Below are 21,391 nucleotides of genomic sequence, written 5' to 3'. Positions count from 1 at the left end.
TCCGATGAATGAAGCATATGTAAACAAGACATATGGAGATGGAGATAAGGACATTCATTACCCTTATTGGCGACAAGTACTGCAAAATGAACTTGTTAACTTCAAAACTAAGAGTTTAGAAAAGGAATTGGAGAACTGGCAATTTATCAGTGAAGACGAAATTGCACTTAAACATCCAGTTACAGGTTCAACCTTTAAACTCTGCGATGATGGTTCAATTGAAATGTTTGTGAATGAAGACACAGGTATCCGATTGGATGCTAAAGATAATGGAATCATTTTTTATGGTGACAGTATTCATTTTGCTACAAAGGAAATGAGGATGCATACAAAACCATACGGATTCATTTGGAATAATCACAACCTAAATCCTTATCTGTATTATGGCGATAAGGTAGGAGAAAAGAGAAATATTCCAAAAGCTTCAATGGTTTCTATGTTGCAAGATGGGCCAAGCAATATTAATGTCCCCTTGTTCCAAGAGCAAAAGAGAAAGCACTATTACGATGAAAAAGTTACATCTATGATTGAGGATCTAGGAATAGAAACCTCAAGAATAAAGAGAGGAGGCTAGTCATGGACTATCGATTAATCGGCCTTGAAACATATGGTCATCGATGTGAAATTTGTGGGCACTCTCTAGTAGAAGTTCATCATATCGACTATCAAGAACAGCAAGCGTTGGAGATTCAAATTCGCAAGGCTATAAAGGTGGGCCAAGACATAACAGAATTAGTAGAAGCCGCAAAAGAACAAGGATACGAGGAATGGGATGGAAAACAACTATCGAAAAACAATCGATCTACTAATCTATCGGTATTGTGCGGTAACTGTCACTATCTTATCCACCGACTTGATGCAGGCAAGCAGTTACTAAAAGTATTAGAAAGAAGGAGATAAGAATGAAAGTCGATTTTCGTTTTTCACCTGAAGGGGATTTAGAGCTTGGTTCTCCTAGTTACAATGACTTTGATGAATTACTCTATATCGATTCAGTAGGAAATATCTCAACAGATAGCTCACAAGGATTATTAATAAGGGATATTCCATTGCAAGTATCTTACTTAAGCGAGAAGCAAGTAATACTCAATAGATTAAGAACAGACAATCCGGACTGGTTTATACATCGGGAGATAGGGGCTGATTTATCGGAATTAATCGGTCTTCCTAACACAAGAGAAACAGGAGACTTAGGAAAGTCCCTAATTGAAAAAAGTTTAACTGGCGACAAGTTTCTACTTCCTGGTGATCTAAATGTTAGACCCGTCCCTGTTAATTCGAGCGAAATACTCTTCTATATTACTGTTAGAAGAAAAATAGCAGATTTAGTTATACCAGTTCTATTTAATTTAGAACATGGTTTGTTATCAGAATATGAGGTGAACAGTTAATGAGAAAATCAAAAGATGAAATGCTCGAAGCGGTTTTAACTCGACTTCGAACGGAAGGTGGAATAACTGAAACAAGTCCGGGTTCCATTGCTCGAATGTTTTCAGAAGTAATGATAGAAGAATTTAGTCCCTTCTATGATGAATTAGAATTAATTATTCAGATGGGCTTTATTTCAACATCAACAGGTGGATACTTAGACCTTATTGGTGAACTGTTAAACTGTACTCGTGATGGAGACGAATCTGACGATAACTATCGTGCAAGAATCTCTAATCAAGTATCTGTTGAACAGAATGCAAATTTAATTGCTATACGATTAAAAACACTACGAATTGATGGTGTTGCTGATGCTCAGTTTAAAAGATTTACAAGAGGAACAGGCTCGTTTACATGTTATGTTACTCCTCAAGTTTATCCAATTGAAAACGATCTATTAACTCGTGTAGAAAGCGTTATATCTGAAGTAGCTGCTTATGGCATGAATGTAGAAGTAAAAACAAGTGAATACAATCCCGTGGACATTACTCTCAACTTAATTTTCCACTCCAAAACAACTTCTCTTGAAAGACAACATATCCGCAATAAAGTTGTTCAAAATGTTGGAGCATACATGAAACAATTAAACATGGGTTCTCCAATTATTATCAATGAAATTATTCAACGTGTAATGGAAACAAGCGAACAAATTCTTGATATGGAATTTAAAAAACTTGTTGTCGGTGAAAAAGAGTACTTCATTAAGAATGTAGAACCTTCATTAGAAGAACGATACTTCTTAAGAAAAATTAACGTAGCATAGAAAGTAGGTGGCACATTGTTAAACAAACATACAACGAGTATGATGTCCATGCTTCCTCAATGGATGAAGATGGCCAAAGATCCGAAATCGATAGGGGCCTTATTTTTAGATGCATTTGGTGTTGAATTATCAGAGATTGAACGTTACATAGAGCAAGCTTGGAACAACATGTACATCGGTACAGCAAACTTACAAACAGCCGATTACTGCTATAAGATTCCGCTTGCTACTCGTGACGTTGTGGATGTTGAAACACCAGATCTTCACGTTCGTTTAGTTATTGATGGTGTAAAAAGAGATTGTATGCCAGTTGATACTTTGCGAATATTTTTTGAAAGTGACGACAACTCCTACATGATTGATACTATCGAAGGTTATGTGTATATCAAAGTAATGGATTACTATATGAAGGATAATATCTTCAAACCATTCGATGCAATTGAGGTAGGAGATACTCTTCATTATGAATATATGCTTCATCATATCTGGAACGTATTTGACGAGTTTGGTATGTTGTTAGGTATTTCTAGATTACCAGGTGAAAGAAACGAAGACTTTAAGAATCGTATCTTAGATGTCTTTAAGAATCCTGGTGGAGCAACAAAGAAAGGGATTATTAATGGTATTAGTAGAGAACTTGGCATTGATAAATCTCAAGTTGAATTAGGCTCGCTATCTGATGATAAGTATGTTCAAACAAAACTTATGAATACAGATGGGACACCTTCTCAAACATATATCCAATACGTAAATCAGATTAATAGCAATCTAGGTTTCTCTTGGGATCATATGAACTGGGGAGAAGCTTATTGGCGTAGTATTGAAGAAAACAATATGGGGTTTCATTATCTACCTCATATCTGGGATGGTTTCTCTGCTTCATGGAAAGATAACGAAGTACAATCAGGTATTGGTAGCGGTGACGATTTATTAGTAACTGCTCCAAAAGAAGAGTCTTCTGTTCGAGAATTCAAAGCTTATGTTGGACTACATGGAACAGAGGAACAAATTGAAGAGAATCACCCAGAAATCCAATTCAAATACAAGATAGTTGCTAAAGGAAAAATACCAAATGATGAGTATGATTTAGAGGATTATAAATATACAGTAATGGCTTCTGAAATTATTCCGCTTCATTACGTATTAGTAGCTTTACGTGAATTCCTATATCAAACTCATATCACTTGGGACAATCGTTATGGTTATACATTTAGTGACAATACGTCCCCTGGTATGGAAATCGTTACCGGGGAAGATGCTCTTCATAATAATGAGGAGCCACAAATTAAAATTCATGTAGATATGAAAACTGCTGATAGAACAGTGACACCTGTTTTAGAAGAGCTTATAGTGGATTGGACCGATCAGAATGATACGCCTCAGTCTTACAAATTAACAACAGATGAAGACTTTACTCTAAATAATACAATGACCCAAACGACGTTAGCTGATGTAGAAGTAGACAGCGGTTCTGTAACTCTTGGTAAAGGTTCATTCTCTGCCGTTATAGATACAGAGGGATCATTCTCAAGAGGATCACAAGGTATATCAGTAAGAGTTAACCGAGAAGGTTCTTTATCTCTTAATCTACCAAATTAACAAGGAGTGGATAAAATATGGCTGAAACTGGCTCAGTACAAAACGCAGTTGGGAATAATGTTTACCCAGATTTAGTTCTTACTCGTTTCCCAGAATTATTCGACGAGCGAAGTGGTTCTAAATCGAACCCCAACCTGCAAAGATGGACAAACCTTAAAGATTATAATATGGCTGAGCATGTAAACTCTCTACAAGATGCTGTAATGGCAGTACAGCGTATGCTAGGAGAATTAGCTCAAATGCCAGCTGCACCAAAGGATGTAAACGGAAAACCTATTACAGACCCAAACGTGCTACTAAACCTTAAACGAACTTCTACCGTTAAGTCTCGTATAGACGCACTTGAGACTCATGATTGGTATGCTGAATTCGATAAACGATACGGTGGACCAGTATGGAAGTTTGATAAGGACAAGCCTACAAATCCTACAATTCAGCAACACCGTCACTTAGGTAGCACTTCAGGAATTCCTGGTATGCCAGAGAAGATTATGCTTACACAAGAAGTACAGGGTAAACTTCCAAAGGCAAACGTTGATTTAACAAAGACTGCTACGGGAATCACCGGTTCTGACATCTACGTAGAATCAACTTCAAATACGAAAGTAGCTGATGCGATTAATGACAAGATTTCTGAAACAACAGGTGGGACGATTGCACAAAATGCAGAGTTGAAAGTATTAGGGAAGACAAACACTCGATGGACAAGAGAGTTTGATTCAAATGATGCATCTTCAACTGGTAACACTGCAGTTGCTGACTCAAAAACATTATTAAACAAAGCAATTGAAAGTGGTGCTACTGCTGCTTCAGATCTGTTAAATGCTCCATTAGATGGCATGCATTACGGTCGTTATGTTGCGATTGTAAGATTATCAGCAAGTAGTCTTCCTTCTAATGCGGTTGTTGAGATTTCTGCAGTTAACTCAAAGACAAACCAAGTTATTAACAAAGCTACTTTAAACGGAACAGACTTTGATACAAGTGGACAGTATAAAACATTCTACTTGATCTTCAATCATGACGGTTCTACAAAACTACGTGTTAGAAAACTAGCTACAACATCTTCTGTAAAAGTTCGTTTTGATTATGCGATTGTTGAACCAGTTCACCCAGCGGTATTTGATCGCTAAGAAAGGATGTTATGTAAATGGCAAAACGACCAGAAGGATTATCTCCTAATTTTAACTCCATCGTTTCTCCAGACGTTCCTTCCTCATTGATTTTTTCATGGACATTCATTAAAGAAAACTCTGGTGATTATCAGAAAAATGCAGAAGTAAAGGTATATAAAATGGGATCTAATACAGCCCTTATTACCTTCTCTACAGGAACAGATCAACAAGCAGACATAACATTTCATCAGGGTGTTCTTGACCTAGAGCAGACTTATGAATGGGAAGTAAAAGTAACAGCTGCTAACGACTCCACTGCTTTTAGTGGAAGAAAAAGATTTAAATTTGGACCTGTATTTTTACAGGATGGACTTGTATGGCGAGATGGACCAGACGCATATGAATACATCGGGACTCGTCAATACTTTGAGGAGATTAGAGAAAATGCTGCCTCAGTATTAGAGGATTACGTGGTAGATTCTATAGAAGAAAACGATGCCTTAGAAAAAGCTTTGGCTTTATTTACTCGTGAAACTGTTCCTAGTCGTACCGATTTTGAAAACCTCGAAAGTATTCTATGGTTAATTGCAAAAAAAGAAGATACATATCGAGATGAAATTCAAAGACTTATTGAAGATGGTCTAGGGGCTCAAGACATTCATAAGATATATACAATCTTTGACCGTCTTATTAGAATTCCACCAAGAGAACCAAGTAATGTGTACCTAACATTTGGAGGTTTTGAACCGCTTTATGTAAAAAGTGGACGTGCATATAATAATGGTAAAGAGGATTTATCTGTTGATGTTAGCTGGCAACCCTCAGATCTTAAACCAGGTACATGTACGATTAACTTTTTAAATGAACTTTCAGAAGATGTTTCGTATTATAAGGTTGAGTTAGCGGTTGGTTTCACTGATAAGGCTTGTACTCATACATTATTTTACCGAGTAGAAGATGTAGAATCATTTGGAAGAAAAATTAATATCCCAATGGATCACATCAATTTTGTACATCTTTCTTCTTCAAAAGAAACACGTTATGTTTTACGAGTTTCTGCAGTAGATAAAAGAAAAGAGCAATCAGTGCCTTACTACAAACCCTACAAAGTGGATAATGTTCCCCTTGGTGTAGCAAGTTATAACCTACGTGTTCAACAATACGATTTATCAAATCAGTGGATTACCCAGTCTTACTACGACATTTACAACGGCCCAAATACAGCTTATGTTCATAATGTAACGGGCAATGTAGATGGTGTTTACCATTATGCTGTTCGTGTATTTGATAAAAATGGACATGTAAGTGATTGGTTTTGGATCTTAGATTATATAAAGATTGATCCGTTAAAACCTCCCGCAGCTCCAAAACCTCGTATGGCGTGGTCTGGACAACACGAACTGAATTTCGTTTGGGATGCTGTTCCTACTGCTGAGTATTATGAATATTTACCTACGTGGTGGTCAAACCCATCTATACAAAGAACGAACAACTTAGACTCACCTCATGAATGGTTAAATCCAGATACAACATATGTCGAAAAAGTAAGAGCTGTAAACCGAGCGGGCGCATCACCTTGGGCTACTGTTAGTGGTAAAACACAACCAAGACCAATTCTAGAGAAGGTTCAAAAGAATGTAGGAAGTAGAACATGGCGTACAAATTATGTCATTTTAATGCAGAGCGGTAGAGTTGTAAGAAATCCATCTGAATGGCGTTACGAGTACGATGATAGAGAAGTGTTTCATGGGGAATGGATAGAGCTTGAAAACAAAAAACAGGACGGTCTTTATGTTAAAAAAGGAACAAGATGGGGTAATAATAAATGCTTGTTCTTCCTTGATCATAATGACTGGAGACAAAAATTACAGGGAAAAGAAATCCTAGATGTTCAGTTTTATATACGTAGAAGAAATACTGAACATGGATATCCACATGATGGTCGTTTTCTTCATGTATGGGCTCACAACTATGCAGGGAAATGGGATTTACCTTCAGCATCTCAAGGACCTCAATTGTTTAATCATCAAAAAATTGAAAGAATAGACTTCAACCGAGGTGAATCTCACTGGATTTCTCTTAATAAGTCGTTTGGTGAAGGATTACGTGACGGGTGGATTAAAGGAATTGCATTCTATCACCCTGAGGCAGAGTATGGCCCATATTCTTACATGCGTTTTGATGCTTATACATTCCAATTTTACGTTAAATATCGATAGGGAGAGAGCAATCTCCCCCTTATTTTTTTAAGGTGGTGACACAGATTGGCACAGTACCAAAGAAACTTTTATTCTAGTTCATTATATGGACGACTAAAAGCATTTTATGGAGATTATCTAACAGAAGAATTTGATGCTCAAGAACCTTTTAGCTATCATATTGATGCAAAAATCCAAGCACAATTACCTTCTACGTTTTACGCAGCAACAAGCAGGGAATTTAAACGGATTGATTCAACGAAATGGACGGTATCAGGAAAAGATATTAAAACAAGAACTGCTAATACACCTGTAGAATTTGTGGCTACAGGTGATAATTTAGAAGTGCATGTGCGCCTTCAAAATGTGGGTACTCAGAACATCGAAGCAAAGCTATATAAAGAAGAATTGGTAGCAGAAGCATACCAATGGGTAGAGAAGCAAACAAAGTCAATCAATACATTATCTCTAACAAACCCTAATAAGGTAGATAAAATTGCTTTTGACTCTTACGGTTTTGGTGATTACAAAGTAATTATTAAAGCACTTGATACGACAGCAGATGCAATCATTGTGGGAGGTAAATTAAGAACAAGTGATTTTAATATTGAGATTCGTACCTCTGCCAATAAAACTACATGGTCGAAATGGGAGCCAATTACTTTAAACAAAAAACTTATTCAAGGGCAGAATTATTTATCTATAGGACAGAGCGTAACGCTTTACAAAAACGTTCGTTACGTTCAAGGAAAAATAATTTTATTATCTTCAGATAATGCAACTTCCCCTATTGTTGATAGGGTTGAGTTACGTTCAGAAGATAGTGGATTATATGACCAAAATGGTGATTACACTGTTAAAATTGATATGACACAGGTGGCAACAAGTGTTGGAAAGTCATTCAAGCATGTAGATAAGATACGTTTTATTCAGAAGCAACCAGCTGGTACTGAAATGAATATTCGTTCTTCTTCTAGTCGAGACAACATATTCTGGGGTCCAATAACAGCACCTTATCGTCAAAACACAAAGCGTCTTCGGTTAAAACGTGAGGCCACAAACCATAGTGTAACGTTAGGCCCAATTAATGAAGGAAGTAAGTTCGATTTTAGTAAGACAACTGCGCTATTAAGTTGGGATACACAAGCATTCTCCCCGAAGGATGCAAGTAATACCAAGATAACTTATATTTTCTCTAAAACAAGAACAAATCAGAAGGATCCTCGAAACCTTCTTCAAGTAATTGATAATCCAATGAATGTAAAAGATCGAGCGATTAAGTTCTCCCCTCAACCATATTTCTTAACTGTAGAAATGACACGTTCTTCAGCAAGGGGAACACCTATAGTTGATCTTATAGATGTTTACCAAAATATTTTATACAAAGAGGTAGTCAATATAATTAATAAAGATGTATCTGCTGTAGATGGTTTAAGTACAGGTAGAAAATCACTTCAGAAAATTAGTGACTATCCATTCAAATATCCTAGTATCTCAAATCAAATTCCATTTAATCAGCAACAAATTACTGCTGCTCAGCAAAAATATGAGCTTACAGACCAAACAAGAAGACCTTCGGATGTTATGCTGTACCTTAAATCAGAGGAGAATAAAGGGTCTAGAACTGGTAAATCTACATCTGCATCTGATGAAGTAATCGCAAAAGCTATACAAAGGAAATTGGAATTTGGAGATAAAACAGGAGTCCTTATGCATTATCAATATGGTGCAGGGAAGGTTCAATATCTAAGACCTTACGAAAGAGAGTTAGATTCTACATTTACACCATTTTTATTGCCGAATCTTAAGTACCGTTATTACATTAAAAATGGATGGCCAAACGAAGTACACAAAGTCATTAATGGACAAACATTAAATGACGTAGCTGAAATGTATAACACGACGGTAAATGCAATTAAAGGAAGCAATAAGGACATTCTGCTGAATGAAGATACAACATTGGTAAAGGATCAGCTTATCACAATTCCGAACACATCCAAGAACGACGATGTTTCTCTATTATTTAAGAACGGTACAGTTTATACACAGAAATCTAGTCATAACTCAGTTTATGATAAAAATCATGGCTTAAACGTTACAGACTTTTCAAGTGAACCAATAAGTATCAAGGTTCCGAACACTCCTCCAAGAGGGTATGTAGATTGGGCATCAGAAGAAAAGATTTATACAGGTATAATTAATGCCAATGATATCCGCGGGGAGTTTGTTCGTACACAATTTAATCTTTCAACTCTTTCGGATTTTGATCGTGAATATGTAGTAGCAAATGGTGACACATGGGAAAGTATTGCTTCTAAATATGATATATACGTACAGGATTTGAGGGCAGCTAATAATTCAATTGAGGAATTAAAAGTAGGTAATACAATTATTATACCTCCAAATATTATTCTGCCAGCATTAGCTCCTGAAGCAGAATTTGAAGATGCGATGCCTTATAAGATTTCTATTATTGAAGATTCTGTTCATAAGAAGGATGGAGTTAGAATTGATGAATCCTTTGTTCCTATCGATTGGAATGGAAAACATCTTCCTCTTGAAGTTACATACAGAACATCTGAACTTTTTACAGCTGAAATGGTAAGAGGTTCAGATGCTAATGGAATGGATCCACTGCCTTTAAGTGAGGTTATCGAGATTGTCTCTTGTAAGAAAAAAAACGGAAGTGTAACATATCACATTTGGAACGACACTTTAAAAACAGGTGACTTCAAATTAAAGAGTAATTATATTGATTGGTCTCCATCTCAGGCAGGAGTATTAGAGCCTGCACCAGGGGAAGAGTACGTTGTTGTTTATAAACGTCGTGAAGTAGATAGTGTGAAAGTTCATCTAGATACAACTTATTTTGAAAAGGTGGGGACAGACATTGTATGGCGTTCACCTGAAGTGAAAGTATTTGATGGGGTCTGTACACCAACGGAAGACTTTAAGCTAGAGCTTCCTACACCTCAAACTTTTGAAGGATATGATGGAATTTATAAGAATATTAGTTACATTATAGAGGATAATGACTTGTGGGTAGAAACAAGTGTCCAAGATATTGACGGTAAGAAGTTCTTGGTAGGTACCTTGAATGGAAAAGATCCAAGCAAGAATTGGCATCCTGAAATTCAGAAAGGTTACTACTATCTAAAAGAACAAGAGCATTATCTATATTCTGAGCCATTAAAAACAGTATTAGCTGAAAAAGAATTGCCGACAGCTGATGGTATCGAGTATGTTAAGGGGCCAACTGGAATGGGGACAATGTTATTACCTGCTAGTAGCAACATAGTTAGAGATTCTGTATTTGTGAACGATGATTGGCAAAGGTCTAAAGTCTTTAATGCCACATCATTCTAAATGAGTTAGGGAGAGGAGAGATTCCTCTCCTTTTCTTATGGACATTAATAAGAAGTAAAGGTTAGATTGTCAAAAGAAATCAATAAAAAGGTGGTGCAGAAATGTTCACTAATCCGGGAACAATTATTAAACACGCTACAATTCCAAACGCGATTACGTTCCAAAGTGCAGGGTATGTTTCTATTTCAAATGAACTCTATGAAGATAGTAAAGTAATATTCTCGTTTTCCAAGCCGACGGAAAAGGTAGCATTAATCCCTAAATATTTAAGTGATGGAAACTATTTATTTACTTCTTTAGATAAAGAAAACAAGTTACATATAGGCGGAATTGTAAAAGATTCTGAGAAGATTTATGGAGTCGTAGATGTAAAGGATAATATTTTGAATTCTAACATTTTAACAATCTCTTCTAATGGATCTCATTTTACAGTTGACCTAAACAATAAAACGGTATTTAAATTTGAATCTGCTTTATTTGTAAATGGCCAAGTTCGTGTATGTGGTGAAGTAGGAGAAATCTTTTATTCTTGTGAAATACAAGAACCCCAATCTACTGCATGGAAAAGTAATGCAGAAAGTGGGGGAGTAGAGGTTAAGACGATTAAAATAGGAGATCACGAGTACATAAAGCTCTTAGGCTCTACTACTAAGAAAGCAACGTTCTCTCAATCTATTTCTTTACTTGCAAAAGACCATACACTTTCATTCAATGCTCAAGGAAATGGTGAGTGCTTAATTAAATCCGGGGAGACAATTTTAAAACAGATTGACATCTCACAAGGAGATTTGTCTTATATCTCGCAATCTTTTAATTTATTAACCCCGCAAACAATTACCTTAGTATTCCAAACAGACGAAATTCTTATTGTAGGAAAACATCAATTAGAAGACCGAGTTGATTCTACACCGTATATACCGAATTCTAGTATTACTGATTCAGTAGTTCGTAAGGGGTCATCATTAAAGTTCCCAGTAAAGAGCTTGTTTGATAAAAAAGCAGGGAGTATCTATTTAAAATTAACTACAAAAAACCGTATCGATAGAGACCAAACTCTTTTCCGCTCAGATACAAATGAACTATCTCTTGCAGTGCGTGGAACTAATTTATCCTATACTGTTGGTGCAAGTTCAATTACTATCCCTAAAACACTCGAAAGAAGTACGTCATATGAATTCCTTTGTAGTTGGAATGATGAAGGTATTGAGTTAACTATTAATGGTGAAAATGCGAAAGCTTTAAATACAGGGCTTTTACTTACAACTCCTCAAGAATTGATTTTTGCAAATGAAGAAACACCTATTCAGGAAGAAGTTATCTTAGAAGAGTGGGCACTGTTCAATAACAAATTACCAGATGCTTCTAATATTAAAACGCAGCTACCTTTTGCAGTTATGCAATCTTTATTTGATGGAGGAATTAGTGGCCAGAATGTTACTTGGTCTGAAATCCCTGTAGCGCCAATTGACCATTCACCGATCCTGGTTCAAAAAGAAAATGGAGACACGTTGCAAAAAGTTTCATTCTTTAATCATGAAACAGGAGCATATCAAACGTGGAATCAAGAACCATTCAAGTATGACGGCAAAAGTGATTACGTTGAGGTTGCTTACAATAACCTTGATGAGAAATTTAGAGATATTGCTATCCATACAGAGGATGGAGAAAAAATAGGTGAGCCTTACAGAATAGATGGTAAGAGGTTTTATTTCTCTTTCCACACAAATAGAAAGGCAGTATTAAAAAACAAAACCCTCTATGCAACGTATCAAGTAAACGATACCTACACAGTTGATTACAATATCAAAGCTGTTGATGGTTATCGAATTGATTTCGCTAAACACGATGGTGGGAAAAGAATTGTGTATCAAGAAGGAAACCGTTATGGTGAACCGAGGAAACTAGCAACAATGATTGATATGAATCCAATTCAAAATCAAAATCATGAAGGGTTCTTATATATTACGAACACAATAAATAAGACAGATAGCTTTAGAATCACAGCTACACCAGATCGATTACATGCAGATGGAGCAAGTTTCTCAACACTTATTATTGAACCGCTTGATTATGAAGGAAACTTTTTATCTCACTCTAATTTAGAAATTATTGCTTCTAAAGGATTTATTTCTAGACATATCTCAAGGGATGCAGTTGAGGCACAAAAACGTTCGGGACAGTATCTATATCAATACCATGCTCCATATATCCAAGCGAAGCGTACAGGTGAGATTATAGAGGATTATATTTGGATTATAGACAAAGATAACAATATCGGTGTTTGCTACAAGATGCTGTTGAGTCCTGTTTCAAAGCCAGATAAAGTTCAATTAACTCAAGATGAAAAGAACTTATTAACTACAAAAACAAAAATCATTAACTACCTCCTTATGTATGAGGGAGTAGAGAAATATGAAGATGAGGAGCTTTTCGCTATTTTAGATTTTAACCAAGACGGTCGCGTTACAATGGACGAGATTTTAGTCCTAGAAACGAATCAGAAAGATAATGAATTGATTGTTATCTTAAACAAGTTAAAAGAATGGGAGGATACAAACCATGCAGATGCAACCTCATAAAGATCTCGTTCGCAGTGGTCAAAGAAACCGAGGGTACGCTATTCGTATTGGTAATAAGGTTCCTAAGAATAGTGCAAACCTTGCATATGTACAATCAAAATCTGTATCACCCGAGGAGAACATCTTATTAGAGGATGTTTCTTCTCAAATTCAAGAAAACGGATTATCTAATTTCATAGAAAGAGATTACATGGTTTATCCAAATCACAATTTCTTATTAGAAACTGAATCCGGGCAAGCTATTTTTCCTACTGATGCAGTCTATGTAACGGATGAATTTACTATTCGTAAAAATCGTCAAGATACTCCAAAACCGGTATTCTATCAAATGGAGTTGAAAGGACGTTTCGATGCAAGAACTGCTCAAGTTATTCCTTATCTAGGCGGCTTCTCTTCTGAGACCGAACAAGAGGCTATCCCCTTAGAAGAAGTTGTGATAGACAAAAGAAATGACTTAATTTATATAGGTAATAGTATACGCATAGAAGCAAACAGTGGACCTTTACAGGACGGTGATGTGTTTAAGGTTCAATTAATTCGTGAAGACAACTTTGTATACCGTATTGTTGTATTTACAAATTTCCGTAACAACAAAGATGTTACATACAAAGTAATCTATCCTAATTACAAAAATGACAGTAAAGAGAGCGAATTAAAGGAGGAAGTCCTAAACGCATATCCATTCTTCGAACAAGTAACAATGGACAAATTTAAAGATACTGTTTCTGAAATAGAATCAAATCCGGATAAATACAAACATTTGAAAGTCTATGCAATTGAGGAGAAGGGGAATGATTTTTCTTTCTATGCAACATCTGATGTTATGATTGCAAACTATCAAACTCGAACACCTCAACTATTTAAACATCGCGTCGAAGCAAAATTGAAAACCAAATTAAGTGAAACAAACCCAGGTAAGATGAACATTGGATTTAGTTTTGTTCAATCGGTAGTTAATGTTGAAAATTTATCTTCTATTGGTAAAACAATCAATGAGCACCTGTCGCTTCCAAAATATATAGAATTACAAAATCCGCATCCAACAGAAGTAGATCTTTTGAAAAAAGATGTTCGATATTGGGCAGTTAACCTTGATATGCCAGATCACCATTATGAGGATTATGATTTACTCGTTATAACTGGTTACGGTAAAGCCGACTTATCTATGTTTAAAGACAAGTTTGAGCATTACTTAAAAAATGGAGGTACGATTTGGATAGATAATGCTGGTAGTGGAATTAATATTCTTGATTTCAAAACGAGCAAAGGGAATACATTTATTTCTGATATCGGGTTTTCGTCAAGTAGTAATGAATTTGGAGTTAAGGAAATTAAAAAAGACTCTCCATACATTAGTCGCTTGCTACCAATTCAAAACGTTGGAGATTTAGGCTATGCGGACATTTCTCCGGCTATCCTATTTGGACAAGATGAGGAAAGTAACCAGTGGGATACAATTGTAAAACACTTAAATGGTGGCCCTTCAATTATTAAGAAAACACTGTTTGATAAAGGTACTGTTCTTGTTTCTAACTGTGGAATATTCAGAGCATTTTACCACAACCAAAAAGAAAGTGTAAACCTTGTTTTAAACTCGATCCTTTATCATTCAGAAGAACAATGGGTGTTTACTCCTTGGAGAAATGACTTCGTATATCACCGAGATAATTTATTTGCTCAGGAATACAAAGTGAACAATACGGATGTTTATATTAATGACAGAAGTGATTACAATGCAAATCAAATTGTCGCAAAAAAAATCCTTTATAAGAACTGTAAAGAATACGTGAAAATCTACTGCAAACCTTGGTTCTATAATGCTACAGGAGTGTATGAACATGCTGTAGATGGTGATAAATCAATTCCAATTAACAACAGTGGATTTGAAAGTGGTCAAGTAGATTCAGGTGGACAGCCTATTACTTCTTGGACAACTGATACAGTAAATGCAATCCCTTCATGGAATACAAAGAAGTTAGCTGGTCAAACAGTTACATTCACACATGATTCCACAAAAAGCTTATTCGGTGTTCGTCAGGTATCCTTAGACTCATCAAACGGAACAACAGGAGCTCATGTCTTTTGGGAAAGTGAAGATATCTATTTATCTATTGATGATTACAAGGTGAATGCATGGGCAAAAATTGATCAAGTACGAGGGATTACAACAGATGGTGTGAAAATCGGTATTTATAACTTACAGGGTGAAAAAATTTCTTCTTCTATTTCTATTACAGGGAAAAAAGATTGGGTTAAGTTAGAAACGAATTTCCACATCGATAAACCCCAAAAAATTAAGATTCGTTTAGGCTTTGTAGATGGAAATGGTTTTGGTAAAGCAAGCTTTGATGATGTTACATTAGATACAATCGGAGCAGTTAGAGGTGTTGCACAGAATGAAGGAGAGAAAACTCTCTATGCATTCAGTATTAAACCGAATGCTACAACGATTGATATTGAAGCAGAAGGCTTTGAAAATGCAGACATCACTAGAGCTACACCGGAAATTCCATTCACATATACGATTATGCCATTTATTCATCAATGGATTTCCTTCGGAGTAGACCCAGGAACAGGACTAGAGTTTGGTCGTTATGAGCGAATGTATGGACCACCAGTTGCTTATTCTAAATCAATTCGTAAAACAGAAGGATTAAAGAATCTAGGCTACTTACATACGCTACTTCCTCCAGTGCCAAGTGGAAAAGAGTGGTATGACAAGAACAAAATTTTCTACAAGATTTCACTTGGTTCAGAAAACTTAGAGGAAAACAATTTAGTTAACCTAAAACTGTTTGACCGTAAAACAGGCATGGAATGGTTCTACAGTGGAGATCTTGTTATTGGCCATAAAGATATTTTTTGGGCAACAGACAAACCAAGTTTTGTTCTTCATGCTGAAACTGGATTTGAAACAATAAGAGCTTCTAAGCGAAACTTTGGATTGAAGTTAATTGATGACCGTCGTATCTATAGTGAACTTCCTCAAACAAAGGATGCTAAAGAGAACTGGTATTTAAGAATTCATAACGGACAATTCATTAAGGATGACCTTGGATATAAAGAGTGGTCAGAGATGCATGCTAGTAATAATCTTGCTGTAATGAATCAATACAAAGAACGAGTTATGAAAAAAGAGAAGTATCAAGTCAACGAATACGCTTCTCAAATTTTTAATCCTTCTATCGGAATTATGACAGTAGAGAACGAGATGGAGTACATTACTCCTTCTACAGTAAAAGTACCTCACAATAATCTGTATGTAAGCCAAGGCTCTGTAGAAAAAGAACAGCTTTTAGTTGAGGGCTTAGCGAATTCTGCAGGAACATTGTTCCGAGCTAAACAAAAAAACTGGATTCGTAACGATAAGGTTCACATCTTTATAGATGCTGCAAACAATGGAAACATCGTGGAGATTTTCGAAGAGTATCCATTGGAGATTAATCATGACGAGGGTACTGTTTTCTTCCCAGGTAGAAATATAACTGGTAAAGTGTACGCTACTTATGAACATCGTAACTTCCGCCTTTATAAGCGAATCTACAAAAATACAAAAATGTCTAACGACTTATTGGAAGATAAACGTATCGATCCGGTTACGAAAGAAGTAATCATGTATGGTTCAAAAGAAAATTGGTTAATCCAACCAGTGCCAGTTCTAAAAACTACTAAAGGCAAGGCAACATCAGCTAATACAATTCCTGCTACAAATTATCGAATCGATTATGAAAAAGGGAAAGTGGTCTTTAAATTTGAACCAGTTGGGCCTGTTTATGCAGACTATGGTTATTTCGAAAACAAAGAGCTAGCAGCAAATGATTATGATATCCAAAACGGAATCTTCTTCTTAAGAGAAAACATTTCATTTAAAGATGATTTATTTGCTAAGTATTCTTATTTTGATAACTTCTACGAATACAAGGGCTTCTATAGTGAAACACTTCGAACATTCCTTCATTTAGACCTCAATCCATCAGTAGGACATTACTCAACTCTTCCGATGACAACTTATGTGAATGGTGTTCAAAAGGTAGAGTACAAGAAAGTTCCATCTTCAAAGCTTCTCAATAAGCTTATCCATATTTACATTGTTCCTGATTCTGAAAACGGAAACTCAATCCGTCACTGTTTCAGTAGGGAAGAGTGGAGAAGCATTCAGCAGTCAAACCCTATGTATCTTCTTCTTGCTAAAGTCCAAGTAAGAGAGCATACGAGTGTTAAAGATGTAGTTGTTATGGATGCACGTACTCGTGGTGGTGGCATTTCTGAATCGCTATCAACTAAGATAATTGATGAGAGAGTGCAAGGAAGACAGCGTTATTGGGACATTGGTAATTGGGATGGAAAAGCATTCTACCGAAATGGCGTCCTAATTGTCACCCTTCCTAAATCCATATTAACCGAATACGGTGGTAACTTATCAGAAGAATATGCAAAAGAAGTTATTGATAAGTATGTTGCTTTTGGAACGCACTGCATTATTGAATGGGAGTGATTGGTTTGAATTATCCATTAGGAGTATTCCAGTATTACGACAAGGATACTAATACAACCCACGTACAGTGGAGTTATGTTGATGATCCAAATCTTACCCATTTCGAAGTTGAAATCTATGATCAAAACTTACGCAAATGGGTGAAGTGTGATGGGCGAAATGGAATTATAGAAAAGCAACCAAAAATAGGAAGTAATTATTAATTAATGGGGCGGATAATTCCGTCCCGTTTTTATGGCAAAAGTAATTTGTAATGGTTATAAAAGAAACATACTAAAGACAAAGTAGGTGAATGTATGAAAAAGGAATTAATTTTCCCAGTGCCTTATTCTGAGTTTGTCCGTAAGAAGGATGCACAGTATGACGGAGATCCCAATGGAGATTACGTCATGTCTGAAGATGTTAATGAACTTCAGGAATCTATTGAACGAATAGAACGTGTCATTAACTTTAAGGAACTAGGAAGCACAGTTTCAAATGAGCTTAATAAAAAAGTAGATAAGGCAACCATATCTGATTTTGGTAGCCCGTTATTCGTTGGTTATAGAGGTGCATCTATTAACACGTATGATTCTATCGAAAAACGAATCAATGCCTTTAGTTACATTCCCCATGTCATGATTAATAAAGAAGAATCTACTAACTTTAATTTCTTTGTAGATGAAATTAAGAAGAATGGAACGATGCTATATGGTATTATCAACTATCCTAATGTTGTTTTAAATAACATTGAGGCTGATATAACATGGTTCGAATCTAAAGGTTTTCATGGAGTGTTACTATCTAGTTTTGGATTTGAAAGCGGATGGAACAGATCGCAACAAAACCAAATTCTTCAATATATTCATGAAAGAGGAATGGCAGCAGTTATCACTGGTGAAATAGAAACCACATTATTTAATAAGCCTCATAAAAACAATCCTCAACAAGTAGACCTTAAAACATTAAAAGACGACATCTATCTGGCGCAGGATGTTTTTGTTTTAAATGGTGCTAAAAATAATTCCACGGTAATTCCTTCCGTTGTTTTCAATTTAAACAAAGCTCAAAAAGAAAGAGGAATTCAGATTTTCGTTGAAGATACAGCAGATGCAAGTAATGATAACAACAAGCTTTATCTATACGGGAAAATGTTATCTACACTGTACAACTTAGATGGATACAGTCTCGTTCCTCAGAGTCGATATGCTTTAAATGAAAAGGTAGAAAGATATCTTCATGGATTTGAGTTAGGGAAATGGAAAGCGCAGAATCCAGTCTACGTAGAAGAAGCAACTGCTACATCACGTTCTTTCTCTAAAGGAAGTCTTGTATTCGATAAAGTAAAAAACGAATGCTACATAAAAGGGGTAGGGTTAAATCCTTCAATCTACACATGGCAAGATAAACAAATCCCTGGTAGTGCAATTGATTTCGCAAGTGCCATTTATGGTTCTGAAGGTATTGAAACTCTTGTTGATGCAATTAATGACAATAATCATCTAATTCACTATTCTAAAATTGCTGGATTAACTGGAAGCGGTGCAACTCCGGATTCAATCAAGGATACTGTTATTAGGGCAATCAACAACTCACCTGCTGCTGTATCTAAGAATGGTCCTGGTGGTTATGATGCAATAGCAGGAAACAACTTTTTACATGGTGGCGTTATTGACTACATTGACGCAGGATCTATTAAATCAGGGGTACTGAACATTGAAGCAATCAAGACCAATATCATTGAAGCAATTAATGCTTATATTGGTACAGCTAAAATCAATACAGCTGTTATTGGTGAGTTATCTGCAGAGCACATTGCAGCAAATGTTATCGATGCAATCAATATTTATGCTTCAAACATTTCTGCTGGACAAGCAAAAATTAATAATGCAGTTATTGGTGAACTATCAGCAGATAAAATCAAGGGGGCAGTTATTGAAGCTGTTAACTTGTATGCAGGGGAAGCTGTAATTGATTCAGCAAAGATCGGACAACTTGATGCAGACCATATTAAGGCAGCTGTAATTGAAGCAATTAACGCGTCCATTGAAACTGCTGTAATTGACTCTGCAAAGATTGGTACGTTAACTGCAAGTCATATTAAAGGTATGGTTGTTGAAGCTATTAACCTTTATGCAGGACAAGCTAAAATCGATGCTGCACAAATTGGTGCTTTAAAAGCTGAAAACATTTCAGCCGGATTAATTGAAGCTTTAGAAATCTCAGCAGGTAGTGCGGACTTCGATAGATTACAAGCTTCTGTAATTGAAGCAATTAACGCAAGTATCAAACATGCTTTTATTGATGGAGCGATTATTGGTGAAGGTACAGTTGACTCTGCTCAAATTGCTGACGGTAGTATCACAGATGCAAAGATTGTTAGCTTAGTAGCTAATAAGATTGTTGCAGGTACTATTGATACTGGGCAAGTTACCCTACAAGGAACAAATGGTCATTTAAGAATTACAGGTAATAGATTACAAGTTTTTGATAATCAAGAAACACCTGTTGAGCGTGTATCTATTGGTGATGTTAATGCTGATGGATCCCTTTATGGGTTACGTGTTCGTGGTGCTGATGGAGTAACTGTTCTGTACGATGAAAAGGGTGTTTACTCAGAAGGTATTACAGACGGGGCCATTACGAATCCGAAAATCCAAGAAGGAGCAGTTGATGGTAAAAAGCATATTGCAGCCAATACAGTAACCGCTGATAAGTTGGTAGCGGAATCTATTACTGCAAGAGAGTTAGCAGCGAAATCTGTTAATGCTAATCACTTACAAGCAAACTCTATTGTTGCAGGTAGTGGAGTTATTGAGAAAGGTGCTATTGGTGAAGCTGAAATCGCACAAGCTAGTATCACAGATGCTCACATCAAAACGTTAAGTGCCAACAAAGTAACTGCTGGTTCTATTCAGATGACGAGTAGAAACTTAGTATCCAATGCAACATTTAGAAGAGGGACAATAGATTGGATTCTTGATTCAAACTTTAGCACTTATGAAGTAAATGAAATTGTTCGTTTAAATACTACAAATAGTCTTCACTTATTTACCACTGGAAAACCTCTGCAAAATTCAAGTGCATATTCTAAGTTTATTCCCGCAAGTGTAGGAGAAAACTACTCTGCTTCTGTATATGTCCTCACAAAAAATCTCTCCGCTTATGATGGTGGACATCCTAGAGTGGAAGTCGAATACCACAACGACTCAGCTCGTATCACATCAAAAATCACCACATCTATATTAACAGGAAATGATATATGGCAACGTATTAGTGTTACAGAAACTGCTCCTGCAGGAACGACAAGAGTTCGTTTACGAATCTATCATCCTAAAAACGGAGATTCTTATTTCTGTAGACCAATGCTCCAAAAAGGAAACATCGTAACTGAGTGGACTGGTGACGGTTCATTTATGACTGAAGATGGTTTCTATACAGGAGAATTACATGCGGAACAGATAACTACTGGAAGGATCAAAGCTGGTATGGTTCAGATTGGACCAGGTACACAGTTTGAACCAGGTTATAGCCCCGGTGAGCTTCTTCAAGAAATAGAAAAACGAACTCCTTATCGTGTAGAAATAATAAGTACAAATGGAATGTTCTTTAAACAAGGTGTTGTTTCAACGACATTAAAGGCTCAGGTGTACAAAGGTTCTACTGACGTAACAAGCCAATTACAAAACAATCAGTTTCTATGGAGAAGAGTAGATAAAGATGGTAATGAGGATATTCCTTGGAATCAAGCACATGCAGGATTAAAAGAAGTGCCAATTACCAGACAGGATTTAAAACAAAGAGCAACATTTCTATGTGAGATTATTAATAATTAGGTGTTGCGATTCCATAATGTAATAGATTACTTT

At 36.1% G+C, this 21,391-nt stretch carries 12 protein-coding genes; all 12 read left to right on the top strand.

All coding sequences use genetic code 11. The features are described from left to right. Positions 1 to 4: 4 nt before the first annotated feature. The 12 genes from C3Y97_RS17575 (at position 5) to C3Y97_RS17520 (ending at position 21,358) form a co-directional block, all read left to right on the top strand. Positions 5 to 574: a hypothetical protein gene (locus tag C3Y97_RS17575; RefSeq protein WP_001001213.1), complete on the top strand. Its 570-nt coding sequence runs from the start codon at positions 5 to 7 to the stop codon at positions 572 to 574. Positions 575 to 576: 2 nt separating this feature from the next. After that, the gene (locus tag C3Y97_RS17570) at positions 577 to 900 is read left to right on the top strand and encodes a hypothetical protein (RefSeq protein WP_000386570.1); all 324 of its coding nucleotides are present in this window, start codon (positions 577 to 579) and stop codon (positions 898 to 900) included. 2 nt (positions 901 to 902) lie between these two features. Next, on the top strand, positions 903 to 1,391 hold the full coding sequence (locus C3Y97_RS17565; RefSeq protein ID WP_065845290.1) for a hypothetical protein: 489 nt from the start codon (positions 903 to 905) through the stop codon (positions 1,389 to 1,391). After that, positions 1,391 to 2,191, top strand: a complete 801-nt coding sequence (locus C3Y97_RS17560) for a baseplate J/gp47 family protein (protein WP_001232165.1) — start codon at positions 1,391 to 1,393, stop codon at positions 2,189 to 2,191. The genes C3Y97_RS17565 and C3Y97_RS17560 overlap by 1 nt, the downstream gene beginning before the upstream one ends. 15 nt (positions 2,192 to 2,206) lie before the next feature. Beyond that, positions 2,207 to 3,790, top strand: coding sequence for a hypothetical protein (locus C3Y97_RS17555; protein ID WP_000932581.1), 1,584 nt, complete (start codon positions 2,207 to 2,209; stop codon positions 3,788 to 3,790). Positions 3,791 to 3,807: 17 nt separating this feature from the next. Continuing rightward, complete coding sequence (locus C3Y97_RS17550; protein WP_000852185.1) at positions 3,808 to 4,923, top strand: hypothetical protein; 1,116 nt, start codon at positions 3,808 to 3,810, stop codon at positions 4,921 to 4,923. Positions 4,924 to 4,940: 17 nt separating this feature from the next. Then, positions 4,941 to 7,124: a glycoside hydrolase family 78 protein gene (locus C3Y97_RS17545; RefSeq protein ID WP_136363578.1), complete on the top strand. Its 2,184-nt coding sequence runs from the start codon at positions 4,941 to 4,943 to the stop codon at positions 7,122 to 7,124. Positions 7,125 to 7,169: 45 nt separating this feature from the next. Then, positions 7,170 to 10,469 (top strand): LysM peptidoglycan-binding domain-containing protein, encoded by a 3,300-nt coding sequence (locus tag C3Y97_RS17540; protein ID WP_136363577.1) that lies wholly within the window; start codon positions 7,170 to 7,172, stop codon positions 10,467 to 10,469. 101 nt (positions 10,470 to 10,570) lie between these two features. Beyond that, complete coding sequence (locus tag C3Y97_RS17535; RefSeq protein ID WP_086401379.1) at positions 10,571 to 13,048, top strand: hypothetical protein; 2,478 nt, start codon at positions 10,571 to 10,573, stop codon at positions 13,046 to 13,048. Further along, positions 13,029 to 17,543 (top strand): hypothetical protein, encoded by a 4,515-nt coding sequence (locus C3Y97_RS17530; RefSeq protein ID WP_136363576.1) that lies wholly within the window; start codon positions 13,029 to 13,031, stop codon positions 17,541 to 17,543. The genes C3Y97_RS17535 and C3Y97_RS17530 overlap by 20 nt, the downstream gene beginning before the upstream one ends. Positions 17,544 to 17,548: 5 nt before the next feature. Next, the gene (locus C3Y97_RS17525; protein ID WP_001108868.1) at positions 17,549 to 17,746 is read left to right on the top strand and encodes a hypothetical protein; all 198 of its coding nucleotides are present in this window, start codon (positions 17,549 to 17,551) and stop codon (positions 17,744 to 17,746) included. Positions 17,747 to 17,839: 93 nt separating this feature from the next. Next, positions 17,840 to 21,358: an autotransporter outer membrane beta-barrel domain-containing protein gene (locus tag C3Y97_RS17520; RefSeq protein WP_136363575.1), complete on the top strand. Its 3,519-nt coding sequence runs from the start codon at positions 17,840 to 17,842 to the stop codon at positions 21,356 to 21,358. Positions 21,359 to 21,391: the final 33 nt, after the last annotated feature.

The sequence above is a fragment of the Bacillus sp. DU-106 genome, from assembly GCF_004799705.1.
GTDB lineage: Bacteria > Bacillota > Bacilli > Bacillales > Bacillaceae_G > Bacillus_A > Bacillus_A cereus.
This window is presented reverse-complemented; position numbering and strand designations above follow the sequence as displayed.